23 protein-coding genes are annotated in these 22,717 nt (G+C 64.4%); 11 read left to right on the top strand and 12 right to left on the bottom strand.

Features of this window, described 5'->3' with window-relative positions:
- Positions 1-154 precede the first annotated feature (154 nt).
- Positions 155-754: a response regulator transcription factor gene (locus tag AC1DYM_RS16800; protein ID WP_477340251.1), complete on the top strand. Its 600-nt coding sequence runs from the start codon at positions 155-157 to the stop codon at positions 752-754.
- Positions 755-847: 93 nt separating this feature from the next.
- Positions 848-1,744, top strand: a complete 897-nt coding sequence (locus AC1DYM_RS16795) for an alpha/beta fold hydrolase (protein WP_477340249.1) — start codon at positions 848-850, stop codon at positions 1,742-1,744.
- Here the strand turns inward: AC1DYM_RS16795 and AC1DYM_RS16790 are convergent.
- From AC1DYM_RS16790 to AC1DYM_RS16750, 9 genes are all read right to left on the bottom strand, one after another.
- Entirely contained in the window at positions 1,735-3,150 is a 1,416-nt protein-coding gene (locus tag AC1DYM_RS16790) for an efflux transporter outer membrane subunit (protein ID WP_477340247.1), read from the bottom strand. The genes AC1DYM_RS16795 and AC1DYM_RS16790 overlap by 10 nt on opposite strands.
- A 17-nt stretch (positions 3,151-3,167) precedes the next feature.
- Positions 3,168-4,052, bottom strand: coding sequence for an efflux RND transporter periplasmic adaptor subunit (locus tag AC1DYM_RS16785; protein ID WP_477340245.1), 885 nt, complete (start codon positions 4,050-4,052; stop codon positions 3,168-3,170).
- Positions 4,053-4,071: 19 nt separating this feature from the next.
- Positions 4,072-4,272: a DUF1656 domain-containing protein gene (locus AC1DYM_RS16780; protein ID WP_477340243.1), complete on the bottom strand. Its 201-nt coding sequence runs from the start codon at positions 4,270-4,272 to the stop codon at positions 4,072-4,074.
- Entirely contained in the window at positions 4,262-6,253 is a 1,992-nt protein-coding gene (locus AC1DYM_RS16775) for an FUSC family protein (protein ID WP_477340241.1), read from the bottom strand. Before AC1DYM_RS16775 ends, AC1DYM_RS16780 begins: the two co-directional genes overlap by 11 nt.
- 1 nt (position 6,254) lies before the next feature.
- Positions 6,255-6,755: a hypothetical protein gene (locus AC1DYM_RS16770; RefSeq protein ID WP_477340239.1), complete on the bottom strand. Its 501-nt coding sequence runs from the start codon at positions 6,753-6,755 to the stop codon at positions 6,255-6,257.
- An 8-nt stretch (positions 6,756-6,763) separates the two neighbouring features.
- Entirely contained in the window at positions 6,764-7,513 is a 750-nt protein-coding gene (locus AC1DYM_RS16765; protein ID WP_477340237.1) for an SDR family NAD(P)-dependent oxidoreductase, read from the bottom strand.
- Between the two features lie 18 nt (positions 7,514-7,531).
- Positions 7,532-8,488 carry a D-2-hydroxyacid dehydrogenase family protein gene (locus AC1DYM_RS16760; protein ID WP_477340235.1) on the bottom strand — a complete coding sequence of 319 codons (957 nt, stop codon included), beginning with the start codon at positions 8,486-8,488 and terminating at the stop codon, positions 7,532-7,534.
- A 96-nt stretch (positions 8,489-8,584) separates the two neighbouring features.
- Positions 8,585-9,511 carry a helix-turn-helix domain-containing protein gene (locus AC1DYM_RS16755; RefSeq protein ID WP_477340233.1) on the bottom strand — a complete coding sequence of 309 codons (927 nt, stop codon included), beginning with the start codon at positions 9,509-9,511 and terminating at the stop codon, positions 8,585-8,587.
- 160 nt (positions 9,512-9,671) lie between these two features.
- Complete coding sequence (locus tag AC1DYM_RS16750) at positions 9,672-10,373, bottom strand: hypothetical protein (protein ID WP_477340232.1); 702 nt, start codon at positions 10,371-10,373, stop codon at positions 9,672-9,674.
- A 232-nt stretch (positions 10,374-10,605) separates the two neighbouring features.
- Between AC1DYM_RS16750 and AC1DYM_RS16745 the strand changes: the two genes are divergently transcribed.
- The 5 genes from AC1DYM_RS16745 (at position 10,606) to AC1DYM_RS16725 (ending at position 16,196) form a co-directional block, all read left to right on the top strand.
- Positions 10,606-11,379 carry a class I SAM-dependent methyltransferase gene (locus tag AC1DYM_RS16745; RefSeq protein WP_477340230.1) on the top strand — a complete coding sequence of 258 codons (774 nt, stop codon included), beginning with the start codon at positions 10,606-10,608 and terminating at the stop codon, positions 11,377-11,379.
- A gap of 120 nt (positions 11,380-11,499) precedes the next feature.
- Positions 11,500-12,621: an HlyD family secretion protein gene (locus AC1DYM_RS16740; protein ID WP_477340228.1), complete on the top strand. Its 1,122-nt coding sequence runs from the start codon at positions 11,500-11,502 to the stop codon at positions 12,619-12,621.
- Complete coding sequence (locus AC1DYM_RS16735) at positions 12,618-14,156, top strand: DHA2 family efflux MFS transporter permease subunit (RefSeq protein ID WP_477340226.1); 1,539 nt, start codon at positions 12,618-12,620, stop codon at positions 14,154-14,156. Before AC1DYM_RS16740 ends, AC1DYM_RS16735 begins: the two co-directional genes overlap by 4 nt.
- On the top strand, positions 14,146-15,603 hold the full coding sequence (locus AC1DYM_RS16730) for an efflux transporter outer membrane subunit (RefSeq protein WP_477340224.1): 1,458 nt from the start codon (positions 14,146-14,148) through the stop codon (positions 15,601-15,603). Before AC1DYM_RS16735 ends, AC1DYM_RS16730 begins: the two co-directional genes overlap by 11 nt.
- Positions 15,604-15,614: 11 nt before the next feature.
- A complete protein-coding gene (locus AC1DYM_RS16725; protein WP_477340222.1) occupies positions 15,615-16,196 on the top strand; it encodes a TetR/AcrR family transcriptional regulator in 582 nt (193 codons plus the stop codon).
- Positions 16,197-16,210: 14 nt separating this feature from the next.
- On the opposite strand, the gene AC1DYM_RS16720 is transcribed toward AC1DYM_RS16725, so the two are convergent.
- The 3 genes from AC1DYM_RS16720 to AC1DYM_RS16710 are packed head-to-tail and all read right to left on the bottom strand — an operon-like array spanning position 16,211 to position 20,142.
- Complete coding sequence (locus AC1DYM_RS16720; RefSeq protein ID WP_477340220.1) at positions 16,211-17,083, bottom strand: hypothetical protein; 873 nt, start codon at positions 17,081-17,083, stop codon at positions 16,211-16,213.
- Entirely contained in the window at positions 17,073-17,783 is a 711-nt protein-coding gene (locus tag AC1DYM_RS16715; protein WP_477340218.1) for a YoaK family protein, read from the bottom strand. Before AC1DYM_RS16715 ends, AC1DYM_RS16720 begins: the two co-directional genes overlap by 11 nt.
- A 34-nt stretch (positions 17,784-17,817) precedes the next feature.
- Positions 17,818-20,142: a diguanylate cyclase domain-containing protein gene (locus tag AC1DYM_RS16710; RefSeq protein ID WP_477340217.1), complete on the bottom strand. Its 2,325-nt coding sequence runs from the start codon at positions 20,140-20,142 to the stop codon at positions 17,818-17,820.
- 199 nt (positions 20,143-20,341) lie between these two features.
- Here AC1DYM_RS16710 and AC1DYM_RS16705 point away from each other — a divergent pair, with 199 nt between their 5' ends.
- The 4 genes from AC1DYM_RS16705 (at position 20,342) to AC1DYM_RS16690 (ending at position 22,584) form a co-directional block, all read left to right on the top strand.
- The gene (locus tag AC1DYM_RS16705; protein WP_477340215.1) at positions 20,342-20,695 is read left to right on the top strand and encodes an ankyrin repeat domain-containing protein; all 354 of its coding nucleotides are present in this window, start codon (positions 20,342-20,344) and stop codon (positions 20,693-20,695) included.
- Between the two features lie 199 nt (positions 20,696-20,894).
- Positions 20,895-21,215, top strand: a complete 321-nt coding sequence (locus tag AC1DYM_RS16700; RefSeq protein WP_477340213.1) for an MbcA/ParS/Xre antitoxin family protein — start codon at positions 20,895-20,897, stop codon at positions 21,213-21,215.
- A gap of 503 nt (positions 21,216-21,718) precedes the next feature.
- A complete protein-coding gene (locus AC1DYM_RS16695; RefSeq protein ID WP_477340211.1) occupies positions 21,719-21,958 on the top strand; it encodes a hypothetical protein in 240 nt (79 codons plus the stop codon).
- A 131-nt stretch (positions 21,959-22,089) separates the two neighbouring features.
- The gene (locus AC1DYM_RS16690; RefSeq protein ID WP_477340209.1) at positions 22,090-22,584 is read left to right on the top strand and encodes a hypothetical protein; all 495 of its coding nucleotides are present in this window, start codon (positions 22,090-22,092) and stop codon (positions 22,582-22,584) included.
- Positions 22,585-22,717 lie beyond the last annotated feature (133 nt).

Genomic DNA, 22,717 nt, shown 5'->3' with positions numbered 1-22,717 from the left:
GCCTCCGCGCTTGTGTGGGGACAACCCTTTTGCCTCAAACCACCCTCAATCGTGGTTGATCCGTCCAAACTGTTGACTTGACCACGTCCTCATGGCGAAGTGAGGGATGCTCAACTGCCCTGTCCCCATGAGCCACACTCCCGGTTCCGTTCGCGTGCTCGTCGTCGACCGTCATCCCCTCACCCGCAGGGGCCTTGCTGTGGCCGTCACTGGCGAGTCCGGCCTCTCGCTCGCGGGCGAGGCCGCAGATGGTGCCGAGGCCTTGCTGCTGGCATCGACGCTCCGACCCGATGTGCTGGTGCTTTCCTTGCGGCTGCCGAAGGTCGACGGACTTGAGGTCATCCGGCGGCTGCGTGTGGAGGCAGACAAGCCGAAAGTCATCGCCCTTGTGGACCCCGGCCGCACGATGCAGGCCCAGCTCGCCGTTCGCGCGGGCGCCTCTGCCTGCGTGTACGTGTGCATATCCAAAGAAGAACTCGGCCGCCTGGTCCATGAGGTCCACAGCGGTGCGCTCGTGCAGGACGCGGAGCGCTGGGGGCGCGCGGGCCATGATGTTCCCACCTTGCGCGAAGTCGACGTGTTGCGATGCGTGGGCCTTGGGCGCACGAACGGGCAGATTGCTGCAGACCTCGGCATCTCGCTCGAGACGGTCAAGGCTCACCTCAAGAACCTGTTTACGCGACTAGGTGCACGCGACCGCACCCATGCCGCGGTCCTCGGCTACCAGCTCGGCATCATTTGCCGGGCGCGATAGGCGCTTTTCCAGGCGTTCTGTCAAAAAACGTTGTCGTCATCCAAGCCCGACGACGTCTATCCACGCACCATGGGGCATCCATCGGAGACGCCCATGAACGGTCAGGCCAAATCGCTGTCGATGCCGGTTGCAGACAATATCCGTGTAAATCGCGACGGAGGCGCGCTGTCGGTGCGGCGGTTCCCGGGAGAGGGGCCCGCGTTTGTCCTCATGCACGGATTCCCCGACAACCAGCACATCTACGACGACCTCATTCCCCACCTGGTGGCCGCTGGCCGCGAGGTGGTGTCGTTTGATTTTCTCGGCTTTGGCGATTCGGACAAGCCCGAAGGCTTTCAATACAGCTTTCGCCAGCAACTCGACGACCTCCACGCGGTCGTTGTCGGACTCGGCCTCGGCAAGGTCGTGCCCGTTGCCCATGACTCGTCCGGCACAGCTGCGCTCAACTATGCCCTCGACCACAAAGACCATGTCGCAGGCGTTGTTGTGCTCAACGCGGTTTACTGGAATTCCCCGACCATCCGGTATCCGGAGTTCATCGAGCTCTTTGCCACGGAAAGCCTCAAGGCGCTGTCGCAGGCCATGTTGCGGGAGCCTGAACACTTTGCGTTCGTGTTGCAGGTCCAGCGTGCGGCGTTCCAGCGGGACTTGGCTGACGACCACAAGTCGCGCTACGCGGAGTTTCTCGGTCCCCTCATTGACGCGAATTTCAGGAGCAAGCCCAGCTCCGCGACCGCGTTTGCGCACATGACCGGTGAGCTGTGTGCCGAGGCGGCCCGAAACGGGCAACGACTCGGTGAGCTCGAGAAGCTCGATGTTCCCGTGCGCCTCGTCTGGGGACAGCGCGACCCGTATCTCAACACCGGCGTCGCAGAAGACATCAGGGCACACCTCAAACATGTCACGCTCGACTTTCTTGACGCGGGACACTGGGTGCAAATCGACCTTGCCGCGGAGACCGCGTCACGGATGCTTGCCGCTCAGGGCTGAGCTTGCGGCGGTGCGGGCCATCCCCCTCCCAATGCAAGAAACACCTGCACCTGGTCGGCGGCAACCCGGGTCTGCTGTGCAGCAACCGACTGCTGGATGGACAGCAGGCTCATGTCAGCGTCCAGAACCGGGAGGAAGCCGCTGCGGCCCGCCGAAAACAGGCGCCGCGCGTCGTCCGAGGCACGCTGTGCACTGCGCTCCGTGGCCTGCAGGCCGGCAAGCTGCTGCAGGTCGTCGCCATAGGTGGTCAGTCCTGACTCGACTTCGCGGAGCGCGTCGAGCACCGCGCCGTCAAAGCGTGCGAAGGCGGCATCAATCTGCGCCTGTGCGCCTGCGATGGTCGCCCTTGCGCGGCGACGGTTGGGAAACTGCCAGGTAACAAGCGGGCCGATGGAGAACTTGTACGTGTCGTCCGAATTGAAATTCTTCATCAGGCCCACTGATGCACCCGACGCCCCGAGAGAGATGCGTGGGTAGAGATCCGCCGTCACCACGCCAAGGTTCGCGGTCGCCTGGTGGAGCTCCGCTTCGGCCCGCGCAATATCCGGGCGCCGTGCAAGCAGGGCGCGGCCGTCGCCGGTGGGGATGGGTTGGGCGAGGGTGGGCTCCTGGCTGCAGTCGGCAAGATTCGGCGGGAACTGCGCGGGGGGAAGCCCGGTCAGCACCGCCAGCCGGTAAAGCGATTCCTTTCGTCGGCTTTCGTACACCGGAAGCGTGGAGCGGAGCTGTTCTTCCTGCGTGGTCGACCGGGTCACATCGAGCGAAGTGGTGCGGCCACCGTTGAACTGGCGGCTTGCCAGACGCGTGGCCTGCAGCTGGATGTCGATGGCCCGGCGCGCAACGACCAGCTCCCGGCCAGCCGCGCACGCGCCGATGAAGGCCTGGACGGTTTGCGCAGCCACCGTCATGCGGGTGGCCGCTTCGGCGGCCCGCGCGGCATCGACGTTGGAGTTGGCAGCCTCAATCGACCGGCGCACCTGGCCAAACAAATCCACCTGGTAAGACACCGATGCCCCCAGCGCGTAGATGCGCTCGTTGGGCAAGGGGCCGGCGACCAGCTGTTCCTCGGCGGAATCTCGCGCGTAGCTGCCGGATGCCTGGAAGCCCACTTGCGGCAGGCGCGCGTCCCGCGACACGTCAAGCCCGGCCTGTGCACGCGCGAGATTCGCCAGGGCGACCCGCAGATCCGTGTTGGCCGTCAAGGCACGACTCACGAGCCCGTTGAGCTGCGGGGCGTTGTACAGGCGCCACCACTGGTCGATGGCGGGTGCTGCCGTGATGGCGGGATTGGCATTCGCGCGGAAGGCCCCCTGGACGTCCGGCCGTGCCATCACCGCGTCGGCGGGACGTCGGTAGTCGGGCGTGAGCACTGTGCACCCGGCAATCCCTGCCAGGGTTGCAGCCACCAGAAGTCGCCAGCCCCTCACTTCGGACACCGGTTGGCAGCCTGCCGGATGCGTACGGTCGCTGTGCGCCCTGCGATGGGCAGAACGCTGCCCGGGATTGCATCGAGCGTGACACGCACTGGAATACGCTGGGCGAGGCGCACCCAGTTGAAGGTGGGATTGACGTTGGCCAGCAGCCTCGGACTGCTGACCGTGTCGCGGTCCTCGATGCCGCCGGCAATGCTCTGGACGCGGCCATGCAGGACGGTCGACTCGCCCATCAAAATGACATCGACCGCATCACCCACGTGAATGCGGGGAATTTTCGTCTCCTCAAAATACCCCTCTACCCGCAGGGATGCCGTGTCGATGAGGGCGAAGACCGGTTTGCCAGCGGTGGCGTAGTCGCCCGGTTGGAGTTCGATGTTCGACACAATGCCGTCCGTCGGTGCCACCACGTCGGTGCGGGCAAGGTTCAGGTCGGCAGTATCGAGCGCAGCTTTGGCCTGCACGCGGTTGGCTGTGAGTGTGTCCACCTTCATCTGGCTCTCTTCGCGCATCTCGTTGCTCACCAGATCCCCAAGATGCCGGTTTCTGGCGTTTTCACGCCGCGCCTGGTCAATCTGGATGTCCATTGAGTGCACGTTCGCCTCGGCCTGCGCGCGCGCCAGTGCAAAGCGGGGATGGTCGATGACGAACAGAAGTTGTCCGCGCCGGACCCTCTGGTTGTCCCGGACGTGGACTTCGGTGACCAGTCCCGTGACGTCCGGGGTTATCTGGATGGTGTCGGCGCGAATGCGTCCGTTGCGGGTCCAGGGGTCGACCTTGTAGTACTGCCACAGGAAATAGCCTGCGAGGCAGGCGGCAAGCACCACCAGCAAGGTGACGATGACGCGGATGGTGCCTTGCAAGGTGGGATTCATGCGTCGCCTGTCGAGGGAGTCAGCGGGGGAACACGGCGGCGACGCCGGCCCAGAGAATGACGAAAAGCGCAGCATCGGCAAGCCCCGGATGCCACATCCAGGCATACGCATGGGTGCGTCCCAGAACCCAGCGGACCAGCAGGTGCACGGCGCCCGCGAGCAACGCCGTCACCAGCGCGCTGTGGAGAAACACGCCGCCAATGTCCCACTCACCGGTCAAGGCGGTTTCCGGTTGTCAGCGTGTGGCGCAGACCCACCCATGCCGATACCGCGCGCAGCCGCGTGCGGTAGGGCATCAATGACAAAACGGCCGGTTGTATTGACGTCAGCGCGTCGGTCACGTGCGTGGGCGTGGGCGTGTCTGGCCTGACGGCGAGCATGTCGAAGTAAGCGCCGAGCGACTCGCGCAGGCGCACGAGGCCCTGCAGACCGCTCTCATCCATGACGGGTCCGAGGGCCATCAGTTCGCTCAGGCCCACGCCGATCCGGAGATCCCGCAGGCTGCCCGCCGCCACCCGGGACGCTGGCGGAATTCTCGGCAGCAGCAGGCCCACCCGGTCGAGCATGCGCATGGCAAACGGGATGACGGACTCGGGTGGCCGGCGCGCGAGGCGGGAGAGATCGCGCCAACCCGAGCGCTTGATGCGGCGCGCCACCCATTGGCCTTCCATGACCCGCACGGCCTGCGTCAGCAACAGGGCCACTGTCGTGCCAAGCGACGACGACAGGGCAAGGTTGGCGAAGGCCTCCATGTCCCCGTGATAGCTCGGCTGGATGCCGATGACCGTTGTGGAAACAAGCAGAACCGACAGCGCACGGAGTGCATGCCGGGGCACGGTCATGATTGCTGCGGGAACGGCAATGGCCGGAAACAGGACGATGGCGAGGGGAACGAACCCGTCGACCAGCGGCAAGATGGCAAACACGTACACGGCCCCAATGGGAATGGACACCAGTGTCCACACGAGCATTTTGCGCATGATGGGGGTTGGGTCGTCGAAGGCGGCAAACAGCGACGTCAGCACGGCGGCAATGCCGATGCCAACAGTGGCGGGCGGCCACTGGATCCAAAGCGCCAGTCCCCCGCAGACCAGCACGGCGAGGGCGGCGTTGAGTGCAGACCACCCGGCCACGGCCTGGTCGACATGCAGGCTCAGCACGGGCGTGTGGACGACCAGACGGGAGGCGGTTGCGCTCAGCGGCTGGTCGGGGGTGGCAAGGGCATGGGCCAGATGCAGGCATTCGTGCCAGGCGACTGCGAGCTCGCACAGGCGTTCGGCAAGGCTGATTTCAACGAGGCCCGACCAGTCCGTGGCCGCGTTGGCCGCTGGTGCCGCCGCGCGGAGTTGGACTTCCAGTGCGCGGATGGCGAAAGCATCGAGCCCGTCACCGGAAAACCACATCCGTGCAGCATGGAGGGATCCTCGCAAGGGACGGCTGCGTCGGCCGGCTGGCAGCTGGTGGAGGCGGTCATCGACGGCGGACAACTGGGGCAGGAGCGCGGCGAGCCGCTCGGCAAGGGCGCGGGCTGCGGGTGCCCGGCTCTGCCCTCTCGGTGGCTCGAACGCAAGCACGGACGCCTGCAGGGCTACATCGATGGTTGCGGCGGAAAACCGCAAGCGGTCAAGCTCGTCGGACGGTGTGGTGGTGCCATCGATGACCCGAATAATGGCCCCTCTGGCGCCATCGATGGCCGCATGGACCTTGGCGTTGAGCACGCCATGGACACTCCGGGGAAAGATGAGCCCGTGGGCAGCGGACGCACAAACGACACCGATGAGAATTTCTTCCGTGCGCGCGACGGCGGTGGTGAAGATGTTGACGGGATTGTCGATGACAGGAAGGCCAACGAGGATGGCGCCGTAGCCGGCCAGCAAAGGCAGGTAACCGCGTGGCGTGCGGTCTTGCAAGGAGACATACACGCAAACCGCAAGCCAGGTGGCGAGTGCAACGAGCATCAGCTCGGGAGCGTCGACCATCGTGGGAATGATGGCGAGTGCGGCAACAAGCCCGATGACGGTGCCGCCCACGCGGAACGCGGCCTTCGCCCACACGGCACCCTCGATGGAGGGCTGGCTGGTGAGGAACACCGTGATGACCGCCCACCATGGGTTTGGCAGCTCAAAAGAAAATGCAATCCAGAGCGCTGCCACTGAAGCCAGGTAGCAGTTGAAACCGAACAGAAGCGACCGCCCATTCATCTCACGCCCGGGCGGCGGCCATGAGTCGCTGGACGACCTCGTCCATGTGCCCGTCGAGGCCCTTGCCCGGGGCGTCGAGCGCCGGGTTGTCGAGCTGGGCCAGAAACGACGACGGCAGGTCGTACATGATGGTCGCCGTGGTCATGTCCGGCGGGGTGAACAGCGTTACACGGAACGGCACGTACATGGCCGCGCGGATGTCGATGTCGAGAATGCCGTTTGCAGTTTCGGCGTTGCCCACGAGGTAAAGCGCGCATTCCTTCGTGCGACCCGACAGGGACGTGATGGCGCCCTGGTCGACCTTGTGAAAGCGCATGAGCCCAAGCGAGCCGGCAAGCCCGTGGACGTAGGCCTGCAGTTCCGGCCATGGCGCCTTCGCCCCCACGAGTTGCTCTTCGACTGCTGGATCCCAGGCCTTGATGATGTCTTCAAAGGCGGCAATGGCCCTGTTGTAAACGAGGCCCGTGTCGAAGCTCACGCGCTGGATGCTTTTGGTGTTCATGATGATCCTCATGCGTTGATGCCGCCATCGACTGCGATGACCGCACCGGTGACAAAGCTCGCTTCGGGAGAAGCGAGGAAGGCGACGACGGAAGCGATTTCCTCTGCTCGGCCATACCGGCCCAGGGCAGTCAGCGCCTTGAGCCAGCCAGAAATGTCTGTGTCTAGCGGGTTCATGTCTGTTTCAACAGGCCCCACTGACAGGGCATTGACCGTGATGCGACGACTGGCAAGGTCCCACGCGGCGGCCTTGGTAAAGCCTTCAACCGCCGCCTTGCTCGCTGCATAATCGGCAAGGCCCGGTGTGCCAACGCGGGTGGCGGACGCAGAAGAAATGGAGATGACGCGGCCGTCGTCTTGTAGCACGCGGGCTGCCGCACGGATGGTCGACAGGGTGCCTTGCGCGTTGACCGCAAACACCTTCTCCAGCCGCCCGTCATTGGCCTCTTCGGCAATGGGACCGAAATCGATGATGCCCGCGTTGTTGACCAGGATATCGAGCCGTCCGAAGTCCCGGCTCACACGTGTGATGACATCTTCGATGTCTTCCCGGTTTCCCTGGTCTGCGCGGTAGGCACGCGAACGAATTTTCTGGCGGGCCACGAGCTCCTCACTGATGCTGTCTGCCCGTTCGCGGCTTGACGCGTAGGTGACGGCCACGTCCGCGCCGCGCGCGGCAAGCAGCCGCGCGACGGCTTCACCGATCCCGCGGCTGCCGCCGGTCACAAGGGCCGTCTTGCCGGCAAGTGAGGTGCTCATGGCGTTCTCCGGTTGGGGTCAGGCGCGTTCGCGGTCGAGCCAGTCAGTCAGGTTATTGACCGTGTCGCCATAAAAGCGCTCATAGAGTGCGCGGGACACGTATCCGATGTGCGGCGTTGTGATGAGGTTCGAGGGGGCGCGCCGCAGGCGGTCGTCGGGGGGCAGGGGCTCGGTGTCGTAGACGTCGATGGCAGCACCGGCGATGCGGCCAGACGTCAATGCATCCCAGAGCGCGTCAGCATCGACGATGGCGCTTCGGGAGGTGTTGATGAGGCGCACACCCGGCTTCATCCAGGAAAATTCCTGTGGTCCGACCAGACTCCGTGTCCGCTCGCTTAGCTGCACGTGGACGGTGATGAAGTCCGACTGTTCAAACAGCGCCTGGCGCGAGACGGCCTTGACGCCGTGGCTTGCAGCATCTTCGGCGGTGAGGTTTTCGCTCCAGGCAATCACCGTCATCCCGAGGCAAAGCGCTACACGGGCCACCTCGCGGCCGATGTTGCCAAGCCCGACAATGCCGAGGGTCGCCTCGTTCAAATCGGCCCCGACGGTGGTCTGCCAACGCCCCGCCTGGACGTTGTTGTGCTCGAGAGGAATGTTTCGAGCACAGGCGAAGAGCAGGGCGAGCGTGAGCTCAATGGTCGGCGATGAGAAATATCCGGTGTGGACCACCTCGATGCCAAGGGCGCTCGCCGCGTCCATGTCGATGGCGGCATTCCGCGGTGCCGTACTGGCAATCAGCCGCAGGCGAGGAAGGCGCTTGAGCACCGCCGCCGTCAGCAGGGTGCGTTCGCGCATCACGCACACCGCGTCAAAGGGCGTAAGACGACCAACCAGCGCATCGGGGTCGTCGACGTGGTCGCAGAAAAATTCCACATCAGCACGCTGCTCGATGTCCCGCCAGTCGGCGAGGCTTTGAGCCTGCATCTGGAAATCGTCAAGTACCGCCACGCGCTTTCGTGCGTTGCCGCTCATCGTGCAGCCCTGGTAAAAAGTCACAGGGCAGCGTAAACAGCACAGCCAAGTTCGCCTAGGACGAATGCAACCGTTTGGCTGCATTCCACCGGAATCTCACTGCCGCGTTCGCGATTCGCTCGCGTCTGACGTGTGCACCGTTTGCCGGCGCCATCGGCCAGGTGAGACACCTTCGAGCGCTGTAAACACGCGGGTGAAATGACTTTGGCTTCCGAAGCCGCACAAGACGGTGATTTCAGCGAGCGAGCTCTTCCCTTCTTCCAGCAGCTGTCTTGCCCGGTCGACACGTCGGCGCAGCAGGTAGCGGTGTGGCGGCATGCCGAGGGTCTGGACGAAAGCGCGGGAAAAATAGCTCTGCGACAAATGGCACTCACGGGCCAGCGCGTCGATGGACAGCTTTCCATCAAGGCTCGAGTCGATGAGCTCGGTGGCAAGACGCATCTGCCAAGGCGCAAGACCGGGTCGTGTCCGCCGAAGGTCGAGGCATGGGCCGGCGTAGCGGCGGACAAGGTGCGCGTGGAAGGCCAGCGCGATGTAATCGACAAAGAGCTGGCTTGCGCTGTCAGCGTGGCCAAGGGCAGGCAGGGCTGCCTGCGCGAGATTGAAGATAACGGGATCGAGCGCGCCGAATGTGGGTCGTTCAAGCGAGCCGGTTACTGGCGTTTCCGCATCGCGCGCCAGACGCTCGAGCGTTGCGCGGGAAATGTAAAAGCGTACGAAATCAAAGGCGGTATGGAAGTGGCAGATGGGGTCAGTCTGCAGGTTAAACAGGTAAAGGCCCCCCGGCGGGCTTCCCCCGCGCTGGACCGTCTTGCCGTGGATGCGGATTTCAGCCGACACCAGGTCGGCCACTGCCACACTCGCGACGTAGGCGTCCTCAACAGCGACCGGGCGCGAGGGACCGTGCTCGGGCTCGTCGCACGCGATGCGCGATATCGTTATCGGCGACTTGCAGGGCGTGCTCGACCGCAAGGTCGGGGCGATTCTGACTCGAAAGCGATGTGCGATGGCGTCTGTGGACATGAAAAAGGCCCCCCGGTCGGAAACGGACCAGCGAGCCTCCATCGTCTGTGAGCGGCGGAGTAGTCCGCTTGCCTGATTCGCTCAATCTTTCGCAATCCGATCATTCTTGCGTGAAACCACTTTCACGCCGAAGCCGTGACGGCACCCGAAGACGCGCCGTCTAGCGCCGCGGTGAAAGCGGCGCGGACGTCATCACTTTCGGCGTGCGGCGCACGGCGACGATGGCCACGATGACCGTCACAGTCAGCAAAACGCCCTGGGCGACCTTGAACGGGGTTTCCTGGCCAGTGGGAGCGAGGGCATGCAGGGGGGCGACTTTCAGGAACGACTGGGCAATGCCGACGAAGATCAAAAAGTACTCGGTCAAGACAAGCGTGATGGTGTCGGCGTAGCGCCAGCCTCCCTTTCGGTGCATGCCGTAGCGGGCCAGAAGACACACGGCGAGCACAACGGTCGACACGATGCCAACACCGATGGCGGGCGTAAAGCCGTGAAACGGAAAAAGAAAGCCGGTCAGGGTCGTCACAAGGGCGGTGACCAGAAACCAGCTGACGAGCCGCCGGGCATCGTGCCCGCGAAGCATCGCCGCCATGACCGGCAGGCCGATAAGGAGGGCGATGATGCTCATGGCGGTGTGGAAGGTGGTGAATAAGGCAAGCGGGGAGAGCGCGTTCACGTGGGTTGGTCCGGATGTGGAATGGCGGGAGGCATTGTTCTTTGGGCAGGTACAGACCGGATTGTCTGGCGCAACAACAATTGCCCAAAACAATCGAAACTGTGAAGACTTCGTCTTCGGGGTATCGATGACCATCAGACGCAACATGCCGTGGTATTTTTGCGACAAGTTGCTCGACAGCTTCAAGGCGTTTGTTTGCTGGCGCGTTAGCCTTGCCGCGTCGCCCGGCTACTGAGCGCATCCGTGTCCCGGCGTGAGCCGGCGCCGCGCCTCCATCAACGCTGTACTGCCCCGGGCCGGGCGACAACCGCTCGTCTCGTAACGCGAGACGGCTTCGTGCAACGCCGCTTTCTCCGCTGTCGCTAGACCGGGCCGATGTCGTTTGCGGCTGTCAACAGTTTGCGGGAGACAACACGCCATGCCCGTTCGCGCTTTGCCCGATATTCCTCCCACCGACGAGACGTTCCTCGCGCAATGGGCCAGGCGTGCTTGCGCACTGGAATCAGCGGGCGCGTACGCGTGGATGGCCAGCCAGATCTTTGGCACCCACCGCGTCTTTGAGGTCGGATGTGGAAGCGGAGAGGGCACACTTGCATTGCTGCAGGCCGGCAAGCGGGTCATTGCGGTCGAGGCTGATGAAGCGGCGCTGGACGCCTGCATGCGCCGGCTCGCGACCAGTGGCCAGACCGCGGTTCGAGCAAAGTCGCTTGCCGAGGGTGCGAGTGCGCAGTGCGATGCGGTGCTTGTGTCTGGCGATTTCCTGGCGCTGGCGCCCGGTGTCACGACCAGCGTCTGGGCTGACGCCATCGTCTGCTGGAACATGGGCGCGTCACAAGAACGCCTGGCGACCCATTTCGGCATGGCCCCGGATGCGTTGCCGCCCCATGCGCCTGACCGGTACCGGATGCACGTCCAGCGGGCCTGCTACGTGCTCGCCAACCGCATCCTCGTACCCGGGTCTTTCGTCCACGTCGTCGACACTGACGCGGTCTCGGATACACATGCTGGTCACTCCGTGCGCGAAAGCACTGAGTTCCAGCGCGCGCTGGCGGGAAACCTTGTCTGGATTGACCCGGTTCGCACTCTGGTTCGGACCTTCGACGCGCCCGCACCAAAGGCCGGCCTGCTGGAAGGGCCGCAGGTGCCATGGGCCGCTGGCGCCGTCGTCTCGACGGTGGGCATTGTGGCCTGACCTTCGCAGGCTCTCTTTCGCGACCCCGGCCCCGTACGGCCAGGCGCCGTATCAGCGCCAAAGCCGGGTGGTTCCGGCCTGACGGATAAGTGTTAGCACAAAAACGCATAGGCAAAACCCTTGTTTGCACGGGGTTTTGCCATGAAAGTATGGCCATCATTCAAAGCCAAGAGGTGTCCCGTGTCCGCAGTCGTTGATGTTCCTGTCGCATCCAAGCGACGTATTGGTTCCCGCAAGCTCATCCTCGGCGGGGCCATTGCCCTTGCCCTCGTCGCCTATGGTGTTCACTGGTGGGTCGATGGCCGGTTCGTGCAGGAGACCGATGACGCCTACGTCGGCGGCGACGTGACCATCGTCGGCTCCAAGGTCGCCGGCTACATCGAAAAAGTGCTGGTGTCCGACAACCAGGCAGTCCACAAGGGTGACTTGCTTATCCAGATTGACGCCCGCGATTACAGCGCGGCAGTCGCCCGGGCCCAAGCCGCTGTCGCGGCACAGGAAGCGAGCCTTCGCAATCTCGACGCAACAAGCGAGCTGCAAAAGAGCGTGATTGCCGAGGCAAGGGCAGGGGTATCGGGTGCCCAGGCCGAAAGCACCCGCGCAAAGCTCGACGACGCGCGTTACGCAGAACTCTCCGGCCGCTCTGCAGTGTCCATTGAAAGCGCCCAGCGTGCGAAGGCCGCCTTCCAGACGGCGCAGGCGGCGGGTGACAAGGCGCGCGCCGGCGAAGCGGCCGCACGCAGCCAGCTTGACGTCATCGACACCCAGCGCGGTCAGGTGGAGGCTGCACTCGCCCAGGCAAAGGCAGAACTCGACGTGGCCCGCTTGAACCTGTCTTACACCGAACTCCGCGCCCCGGTCGACGGCACCATCGGCAACCGTCGGGCCCGCGTTGGCATCTTCGCTTCGGCCGGCAGCCCCATGGTGTCGGTGGTGCCCGCCCACGGTCTGTGGGTGGATGCAAACTTCAAGGAAGACCAGCTTGCCCGCATGAAAGTCGGTCAGGCGGTCGAAGTGCGGGCCGACGTAATGCCCGACCGCCATTTCCGCGGCCACCTCGCGTCGCTGGCGCCCGCCACCGGTTCGCAGTTCAGCATCCTGCCGCCGGAAAACGCGACGGGCAACTTCACCAAAATCGTCCAGCGCGTCCCCATCCGTGTTGTCCTCGATGGCACCGACGGTGACCTCGGTGTGCTGCGTCCGGGCCTGTCGGTCACCGCAAGCGTGGACACCAAGCAATGAACGCCATGTCCCGCCTCAGCCCGCGCCAAAAGCTCTTTGCCTTCGCCACGATGTGCGTGGGCATGTTCATCGCACTGCTCGACATCCAGATTGTTGCTGCATCCTTGCGTGACATCGGCGGTGGCCTGTCGGCGGGCGCGGACGACACCTCGTGGGTTCAGACCAGTTACCTGATTGCAGAAATTGTTGTCATTCCACTGTCGGGCTGGTTGTCCCGCGTGTTTTCCACCCGCTGGCTGTTTKCCATCTCTGCTGCAGGCTTCACGCTGACGAGCCTTCTGTGCGGTCTGGCCTGGGACATCCAGAGCATGATTGTCTTCCGCGCCGCCCAGGGCTTTCTGGGCGGGTCAATGATCCCCCTCGTGTTTACCACCGTGTTCGTCTTTTTCGAGGGCAAGCAGCGCGTGGTCGCCGCTGCAACGATTGGTGCACTCGCGTCCCTCGCCCCGACCATCGGGCCGGCGCTCGGTGGCTGGATAACCGACCATTTTTCTTGGCACTGGCTCTTTTTCATCAACCTCGTCCCGGGCGTGTTCGTTGCCATCGTTGTTCCGTTGCTGGTGAAAATTGACGAACCGGACCTGGCGCTTCTCAAGACCGGTGACTGGATTGGCATTGCGCTCATTGCCACGTTCCTTGGCTGCCTTGAGTACACCCTGGAAGAGGGCCCGCGCTGGAACTGGCTGCAAGACGATGTCATCCGCACGACGGCCTACATCACCGTGGTCTCGGGTGTCCTCTTTGTCTGGCGTGGCCTGGCGGCTGCCCATCCGGTCGTCGACTTGAGGGCACTCAAGGACCGCAACTTCGCGCTCGGTTGCCTGTTTTCGTTTGTCACCGGCATTGGCCTGTTCGGCACCATTTACCTGACCCCTTTGTTTCTCGGTCGCGTGGAGTCTTACAGCGCGCTGCAGATTGGCCAGGCGGTGTTTTCCACCGGCATCTTCCAGATCCTCTCCATCCCGCTTTATGCCTTCCTTGCCACCCGGGTGGACCTGCGCTGGCTGCTGATGTTTGGCCTTGGCCTGTTTGCCCTCTCAATGTTTGAGTTCACACCGATTACGCACGACTGGAGCGCAACGGAACTGCTCTTCCCGCAGGCCCTTCGTGGCATTGCCCAGCAGATGTCGGTCCCGCCTGTCGTCACGCTGACCCTTGGTGGACTGGCGCCGTCGAAACTGAAGCAGGCGTCGGGCTTGTTCAACCTCATGCGAAACCTCGGTGGTGCCATGGGCATCGCCGGATGCGCAACGATTCTCAATGACCGCACCAACCTGCATTTTGCCCGTCTTGCCGACCATCTCAATTATTCAAACGAGACGATGAACAGCTTCCTCTACAGCATCGACCAGGGTGCTGAGACTTCAACGGTGGCGCTGCGCAACCTCTGGCAGCTGACCTTCCGCGAAGCCCAGACCATGACCTACAGCGATGCCTTCTTCTCAATCATGGTGTGCTTTGTCATCGCGACACTTCTCGTGCCGCTGATGCGCAAGGTCGCCCCGCCCACTGGACCCTCCGTCGATGCGCACTAAACTTCTCCCCCTCCTCATGACTGTCGTTCTTGCCGGCTGCACGGTGGGTCCCGATTACGTCAAGCCAACCCTGTCCGCCACGCCGGCCTTCCAAAACCAGGACGCACTCCAGGCACGCAGTGCGAGCCCGGCTCCCGCCCTCGATGCATGGTGGACCGGCTTTGATGACCCGGAACTGGAGGCCATCATCAACCGCGTCCTGGCCGAAAACCTCGACCTTGCCGCGTCCGCCGCCCGCGTCGACCAGGCCCGCGCCGTGGTCGAGCACGAACATGCAGGCCGCCTCCCGCAAGGCAGCCTTGACGGGTCAGCGGCAAGGCTCCGCCAGTCCGAGCGCAGTCCGCTCGGCAAGATTGCAAGCCAGTTCCCCGGCTACGACCGCAACCAGACCTATGAGGAAATCGGTGCGGGTGCGAGCTGGGAGCTCGACCTTGCCGGCGGCCTGCGTCGGGGCGAAGAAGCGGCCCGCGACGAGTTCGAAGCGGCCGAAGCGACCCACGCCGGCGTTCGCGTGTCCCTTGCCGCAGAGGCGGCCGACGCCTACTTCCGCGTCCGGGGTGCGCAAGAGCGCATTGCCATTGCCGAAGAGCAAATCAAAAACGAGCAGGGCCTCGTGGATCTCGTGCACCTTCGCACCGAACACGGCGTCGGCACAGCCCGTGAATCGGCGCAGTCCGAAGCACTGCTGCTCCAGGCAAAGGCGACCATTCCGCCGCTCAGGGCAGAGCTTGCCATCCAGCTCAACCGGCTCGACGTGCTGATGGGCGCAGCGCCCGGGACCTATGCGGCCGAGACGTCAAACGCCACGCACACCTTCGTGGTCCCCACCATCGATGCAGCGGGCGGTCCGGCATCCTTGCTCCGCCGTCGCCCCGACGTCATCGCCGCAGAGCGCACCCTTGCTGCGAGCAACGCCAAAATCGGCGTGGCCGTCTCCGCGTACTACCCGTCGGTGTCGCTCTCCTCACTCCTGGGCTTTGCGTCGTTGGACTCCGGCAAGCTGCTGGCCGGCTCGAGCTTCCAGCCGCAGGCCGCACTCGGTCTGCACTGGCGCCTGTTTGATTTCGGCCGCGTTGACGCCGAGGTTCGCCAGGCAAAAGGGGCCAATGCCGAAGCCATGGCCAAATACCGCAGCGCCATGTTGCGGGCAACGGAAGACGTCGAAAACGCCATCGTCAGCCTGACGCAACTCGAAGCACAGCATGCCTTGCTCTCCGACGAGGTCAGCGCCCACACCCGTGCCCGCGATGCCGCGCAGGATGCCTACACCGGCGGTGCGGTGAGCCTGCTGGAAGTCCTGGACGAAGACCGCCAGTTGCTCGCATCCCGCGATTTGCTCTCCCGTGTCCACACCGACGACGCGCGGTCGGCCGTCGCTGCCTTCCGCGCCCTCGGTGGTGGCTGGAATGCACCGGTCGCCAGCGACACCGTCGCACTCAACCGCTGAGGACTTTGCTCATGCGTTACTCGAAAGGACACCGGGAGAAGACCCACAGCCACATCATCGAGACGGCGTCGCGCAATTTCCGTGCACACGGTCTCGATGACGGCATCGCGTCCATCATGCAAACGGCGGGCCTGACCAATGGTGCGTTCTCCAACCATTTCACGTCGAAAAACGAACTGATTGAAGAGGCCATCACCCACGCGCTCCAGGAGCGGGTCGACAACCTCAATCTGTACATCGACGCCGGACGCGGCCTGCCGGGCATCATCGAGGGGTATCTGTCGGTGCGCCATCGCGACGAGATGGCCAGTGGGTGTGCCACATCGAGTCTGGCCGGCGAGATTGCGCGCTATCCGGCAACCGTGCGCAAGGCCTTTACCGACGGCATGGCCAACATCGTCGACATTCTCGCGGCCCAGTGGCCGCAGATGCCGAAGAAAAACGCCCGCTCAAGGGCCATGGTGCTCTATGGCCTGATGGCAGGCGTGCTCCAGCTGTCGCGGGCTGTCGACGACGATGCGCTGTCGCGACAGGTGCTCGAAGAAGGACAGACGGCAGCCCTGGCGTTCGCCGGTGCGCCGGCTGCCCTCTAGCCCGGGCCGGGGTCTCAACGCCGGCATGCGGGAACCGGCGGCCCACCTTCGCCGGGCTGGGCCGCCGGCGTCACCAGGATGGACGTGATGGTGTCGAGGGACACGAGGCGAAGCCGCACGGATGACGCGTCCGGCCAGAGCACGAGGTAGCTGTCGCCGAGCGACCGCACAAGCCGCCAGGTGTGGTCCGGGTCGTCTTTGAGACACACATCCGGGTGGTACTGGCGGGCGTTGCCCGAAAGCACGCGTGTGGCGTCCCTTGTGCCTTCAATCATCGGCATGGCGATGAGCATGACCAGCGCCATCAGTCCGCCTACCAAAAACAGCCAGCGCCGGTCTTTGTCCGGAGCCGGCCGCCAGACAACCAGTGCGGTAAGCGACAGGCCCACGACGTAGGCCATGGCGACCGTTGCTGAAAGCAAGAGCCAGTATCCGGTGCGCCCCTGGGCGAGGACCGGCCACAGCAACGGCGCACCAAACGTGGGCACCCACACCACGCACGCGAAAACGAGACCGCCCTTGAGTCCCCGCCAGGACAACACGCCACCGGCGGTCAGGGTAAACACCAGGGCCGTGGCCAGCAAAAACACGAGCGCGTTGAGCCCCCCGGTGCGAATCATCGCCACGTAAGAGACGGCGTCGAGCGCAAAGGACGCGTGCAACGCGTCGAGCAACGCCTGGTAATAGGCCGCGCCGGCGATGAGCAAGAAGGCGGAAACCCCCAGCATGCTCGCACCGATGGCCGGCAGCGTCCGCAGCATGGCGCCCATGAGCCCGAGCATGTCGTCGTGCTTGCGCAAGGGGTCGGCGTTGGGGGGAGCCCCCGGGCCGGGCATCCCGGCTGACGCGTCGGGTGTCGCAGAGTCCGGCGCAGGGTTATGGGCCATCGGGGCTGTTTTCCAAAGGCAAAGCCGGGTTCGTCGATGGGTCGGTGCGCTCCGCCGCACGTGACGCCGGGGCAAGGGCGACCGCCAGAACAAGACAAGAGGGCACGAGCAGTGCGTGGCCGCCTGCCTGCCGAAAGAGCAGGGCACCTCCAAGTGCGCCGCCAACAAACGAGGTGCACACGAGCAGACTCAGCCGCATCCGGCGCCCGTCAGCACCCTCGCCCCGGACCAGGAGTCCGCCGGCTGTTCCAAGGTCGGTGAGCATGCCCGTCAAATGGGTGGTGCGAAGCAACGCGCCCGTGGTGACGCTCGAGAGCCCGTTTTGCAAACCCATGGCGAAGGCACAGACAACCAGGGCCCCGGCGACATGGGTGTCAAACACCAGGGCGCCCATGGCCAACAGCACGGCTTCGACCATGAACACCATGCGGTGACGCGGCCCGACTTGCCAGCGGGTGGGGCCGACCAAGCAGGCGCTGAGCACACATCCGGCAACGAACACGGCAATGACCAGCAGCGCATGGACCCACATGCCCGCGTCGCCAAGCGCGATACCGATGGCCGCCTCCGTGGACACCCCGGTCAGGTGCGTGACGCCGCCTCTGTGCAGCGCCATGAGGGCGATGGCGTTGGTGGCGCCGCTGACCGCGGGCAGCAACGCGCCCCAGCGCCATACCCAGCGGGGAAGGATTGGAACCATGGTTGTCCCGTGTTCGGTTCGGCCGATTGTAAGGTCAACCAGTCCCCGATGGTTTTGCCGCGTCGGCCACGCAGACTTTGTTCTTGCCCGACGCCTTGGCGAGGTAAAGGGCGCCGTCCGCCTGCCTGAGCAAAGCCAGCGGGTCCGTGCCGTCTTTGGGCGCAACAGCCACGCCCACGCTCAAGGTCACCGACAGGATTTGCCCGGCCCAGAAAAAAGGCTCGCGTGCAGCATCGACAAAGCGTGTGGCAAGCGCGAGCGCTTCCCGGGTCGACACCGGCGGGGCAAGGAGGGCCACAAATTCGTCACCGCCGAGGCGACAGACCGTGTCGGATGACCCGGCGAGGCCTGAAAACACGTCGGCTATCTGGCGGAGCAGCTCATCGCCGGCGCCATGGCCATGCGCGTCGTTGACCGCCTTGAAGCCATCGAGGTCCATGTACAACACGGCCAGGGTGTCGCCTGGATGCAAACGGGTGAGCGCATCGCGCAGGCGCTGGTCAAACACGAGGCGGTTGGGCAATCCGGTCAGCGCGTCCGATTCGGCAAGCTGGCGCATGCGCGCGGCAACCGCCTGGGACACCGACACGTCCCGCAACACGAGCACGCCGCCCACAACGCGGCCTTCGCGGTCGCGGATGGGTGCGGCGACGTCTTCCACATCCATGCTCGACCCGTCGGCAAGGCTGAGCTTGCGGGGGTGGGGCATGTCGACGACCCGTTGCTCGGCGATGGCGCGGCGCAAGGCCGTTTCGTGCCGGTCACCGACCGTGTCGGAGAGGACCACGAGGTCATCGACTGGCAGTCCGCGGGCGCGCACGGCGTTGGGCAGCAGCAACTCGGCGCGCTGGTTGAGGAACGTGACAAAACCCCGTTCGTCGGTGGTGATGACGGCGTCCCCGATGGAGTCGAGGGTCACTTGCGCCAGTTCCTTGGCGGCAAACAGGCTCTCTTCGAGCCGCTTTCGCTCGGTGATGTCGGTGACGAGGACATAAAAGCCACAGTAGCGGCCGTCCGCATCAAACTCGGGCGTATAGGTGACGTCGCCGACAAAGGCGCGGCCGTGCAGGTTGTCGTGACGCATTTCCAGTCGCACCGCATGCCCGGCGCGCACCCGCTCGAAGGCAGGAGACAGGTGGGTGTAGGCAGTCACCCCGAGAAACGAGCGCAGCGTGGTGCCGACCACAGGTGCGGCGTCGCCAAACCAGGCGGTGTAGGTGCGGTTGACGAAGCGGTACGTTTCCGTCGCGTCGAGGCGTGCCATCAGGGCAGGAACCGTGTCGGTCATCCGCCGCATCCTCGAGCGGCTTTGGGACAGCTCGTCTTGCAGTTCGCGCTCGCCGGTGATGTCTTGCATCACGGCGACGAAGCCGGTGATGTCGTCCGTCCCTTGCACTGCCACGGCGTGGGTCCGTGTCCAAAGCCGTGTACCGTCACTCGACACAAACCGGAACACCTCGTCAAACCGCCGGCCGGTTTCAACCAGGGCCTGCCAGGCGTGTTCGACGCGGGGCCAGTCGTCGGGGTGGACGGCGTGGCGCATGGCGGTCGTCACTGCCGTTCCGGCATGCGCCCCGGCCAGCGCGCCGGCCTTTGCGTTCAGCCAGATGGGGACACCGCACCGGTCGAGGTGAAAGACGGCAAGGGGCGTCGCATCGGCAAACGCAACAAGCTCGGCACGACTGCGGTCGATGGTTTCAAACGCGTCCCGCAATTCACCGATGAGCACGCGTGCGGTCTTTCGTGAGCGGCGCATGGTCAGAACCGACCAGACCACCAGGGCGGCCAGGCTCAGGCCGGAAACGGACAAAATCACCCGCTGGCGCATCTGCAGGGAAGAAAGCTCGTTGCGCTCAAAGGTCGACAACGCATCAAGGGCACGGGCGAGGTCGGCATTTTTTGCCTGGTACCCGTGGCCCATGAGCATCGTTGCCGACGCCTCGCGCTCGGGCCCGCTGCCAGGGGAAAGGGCGAGGAGCGGAACGGCCGCACCGATGCGCTCGTCGAGATGGGACACGATGGCATCAATCAGCGGTTGCTGGGCGGACGGCCCCGGCATCTGTCGCAATTGCCCTGCCTTCAAAGACGCCTGTTGCGCCAGATGCTTCCAGTCGTCCCTCGACGATTCGTCACCGCGCAAAACCCAGGCGCCCATTCGCAGGCGCATCGACTGGACCTGGTCTGCCACGGCATCGTTGGCCACGATGACCTCATAGCTCGACGCGATGCGTGTCTCGGCCCACAGCAGGCCCACCGTTGTGCCGATGCCGGCGAGCGTCATCAGGATGATGAGGAGGGTACTGGCCCTGATGCTGCGGTCGACGAGGCGCGCGAGGTGGGGTTGGCGTTGGTTGGGCATGCAGCCAGGGGCCATTGGAGGTCATTGGCAATGTAACAGCCAAAAACGGGTGCAACGGCGCCCGGCGGCACGGATTGGAAAAATTTGGCAAGTCGAGGGAGGCATTGGCGGGACGCCCGGCGGCAATGCGGCCCCGGGGCCGCTTGACGAACCGCGAAAATCTGCTTGACTGAAAACACCCATCGGCAAGGACGCCACCATGAACCACCAAAAACAGCGAATGCTCCACGACGCGGCATGGGATGGCCGCACGGACATCATCCTTTTCCTGCTCAGCGACCCCGAAGTTGATATCGCAGGCCAGCACTCGTGTGCCTTGCTCCACGCGGCACACCGTGGGCACGCCGAGGCGCTGCGACTCTTGCTGCCCCGTTCGGACGCAACGGCCCACCGCTCCGAAGCGTTGCTCCGCGCAGCAACCCACCGGCATCGCACCTGCATTCGGATGTTGCTGGCCCACTCGGACCCGACCCAGTGGTACCCGCACGAGTGGGCAGCGCTCCGGCCCAACATCCGGGCCATCATTCTCGGCAAGGCGGCGGGGCAGCCCTGAGAAGCCCCCTCGCGCAAGACGCCTGGCCAACACGCGCACGCGAGAACGGCAAAAGGGATCGGATCGGACAAGCGCTCCTGCGCCTGATGGACGAGTCTCGATTGCAACGGCGACCAGGACACACGACGCCCCGCCGCTCCACTGTCCTCGCGGCCGTAACAGGATGACAATGCGGGACGACACCTGCACGAGGTGCGCCATGACTCCGACCACCACGGTCTTCTCCCGACTCGCCGGCAGCCTCGAGCGGCTGCGGGTCGAGCGGCAAAAGACCATCGACGACGCGTTCGATTCCCTGTGCGCGCAAAAACGTCTCCTTGCGTCTTTGCTCATCGAGCAGTTCGGCGATTCACACCGGGCCGCGCGCTGGATGGCCTCCCACCAGCGCGCCTTCGGCGGCCGCTCACCTCTCGAGCTGCTCGCAGACGGTGACGAAGACTTGCTGTGGGATGCCCTGCACAGAGCCGCCGCCAATGGCGAGGAGGGTGGTTTTGACGCGGACGTCAACGCCACCGGGTGACAGCCTTCGCCTCGTCGTATGGGAAATGTCGGAAAACACGCCTTTCCTGGGGAGACAGGCAGGGACGTGGCGGCTTCATCCCGGTCCTTGCCGGAGCAGGTGGCATGGCGTCCAAACCGCAAAAAACCGCCGCAGGATTGGGCAATTTTCCTCGTGCGGCACAAGCCGTGTGCGCGTCGCTCTGCCATCGTGAGCCGGCAGGCCAGCCGCACTCGATGTCCGGCATTTCTCCATACCCCGGAATCCCAATGCCGTCGTCGCTCCGCCCATCACGCCCGCCCCAGCCCGCAAAGGCCGCCGTCGAAGCGTGCTCGTGTGACCTGATGCGCAGGGCAGGTCGGGCACTGAGCAGGCTCTACGGCAACGCGCTCCAGGACGCGGGGCTTACGGCCTCCCAGCTTGGCATTTTGCGCGAGGCTTCCCTGAATCCGGCTCCCACGTTCTCCGCACTCGCATCAATCATGGTGCTTGACCGCACCTCCTTGCACCGGGCGCTTGCGCCCATGGTCAGGAACGGGTGGCTCTCGGTCACGGACGGGGCAGGGCGTCGTCCGAGCCTGCGCACCGTGGCACTCACCCCGACCGGACGAGCCGTGCTGGTCGAAGGCAGTCGCCGGTGGAACCACGTGCAGAAAAAACTGGCCGCCGACTTTGGCCAGTCGCGCTGGGAGACGCTCCAGTCGATGATGGGCGAACTGATGGAGGCATGCCTGGCGCTCGACGGCAAACAGTTGGCCGGGTAGGGGGCAAGCGCTTCAGTGGAAGCGAGTATGGACGCTTTGGTGATAACGGCAGCCGAATGTCGGAGCAGACGACCTTGTCTGAACTGGCGTATCAAAACTAAAACGGAGCCAATCGACTCCCGGAGATTCCCATGTCAGTCCAGACCGTTTTCCAAATCAGCCTTGTGCTCGGCTACGTTGCGTGGTTCCTGTGTTTCCGCACCTACATTCTGCCGTGGCTGCACGCCCGTGACCGCTTTGATGCCCACCGCGCCATCGCAACCTTGCACAGCTTCCGGTTCTTCGGATTGGCCTTTATCGTGCCCGGGGTCGCCGGCTATCACCTGCCACCTGACTTCGCCGTCTTTGCGGCGTACGTGGACCTCGCAACCGGTGTCCTTGCCCTGTTTGCATTGCTGAGTACGAGAATCCGGCCCCTGTTCTGGTTCTTCGTGGTCGCCTTCAACGTGGTCGGCCTGTTTGATCTCCTGGTCGACAACTACCACGCCATCGCAAACGGTGTGCCTGCCATCGCTGGTGAATTGGGCGTCACTTACGGCATTGTCATCATCGTCGTCCCGCTGCTGGTCATCACGAGCATCTGGGCGCTTTATTCGCTGGTGCGCCCAAGGCCCGTCGTCGCTTGAGGCACCATGCCGCAAGGGTGTGAGAAGAGGCGGGGCGACACTTTGCCCCGCCCGTTCCCATTGACGGACGCGCAGCAGCCGCTTGAATAGGGCCTTTGCGGACATCCGCGCTGCCTGAGCCTGCCTTGACGAC

The sequence above is a fragment of the Luteibacter sp. P1_D3 genome, from assembly GCF_056406135.1.
The sequence above is the reverse complement of the archived record's forward strand: the minus strand, read 5'-3'. Positions and strand labels throughout refer to the sequence as shown.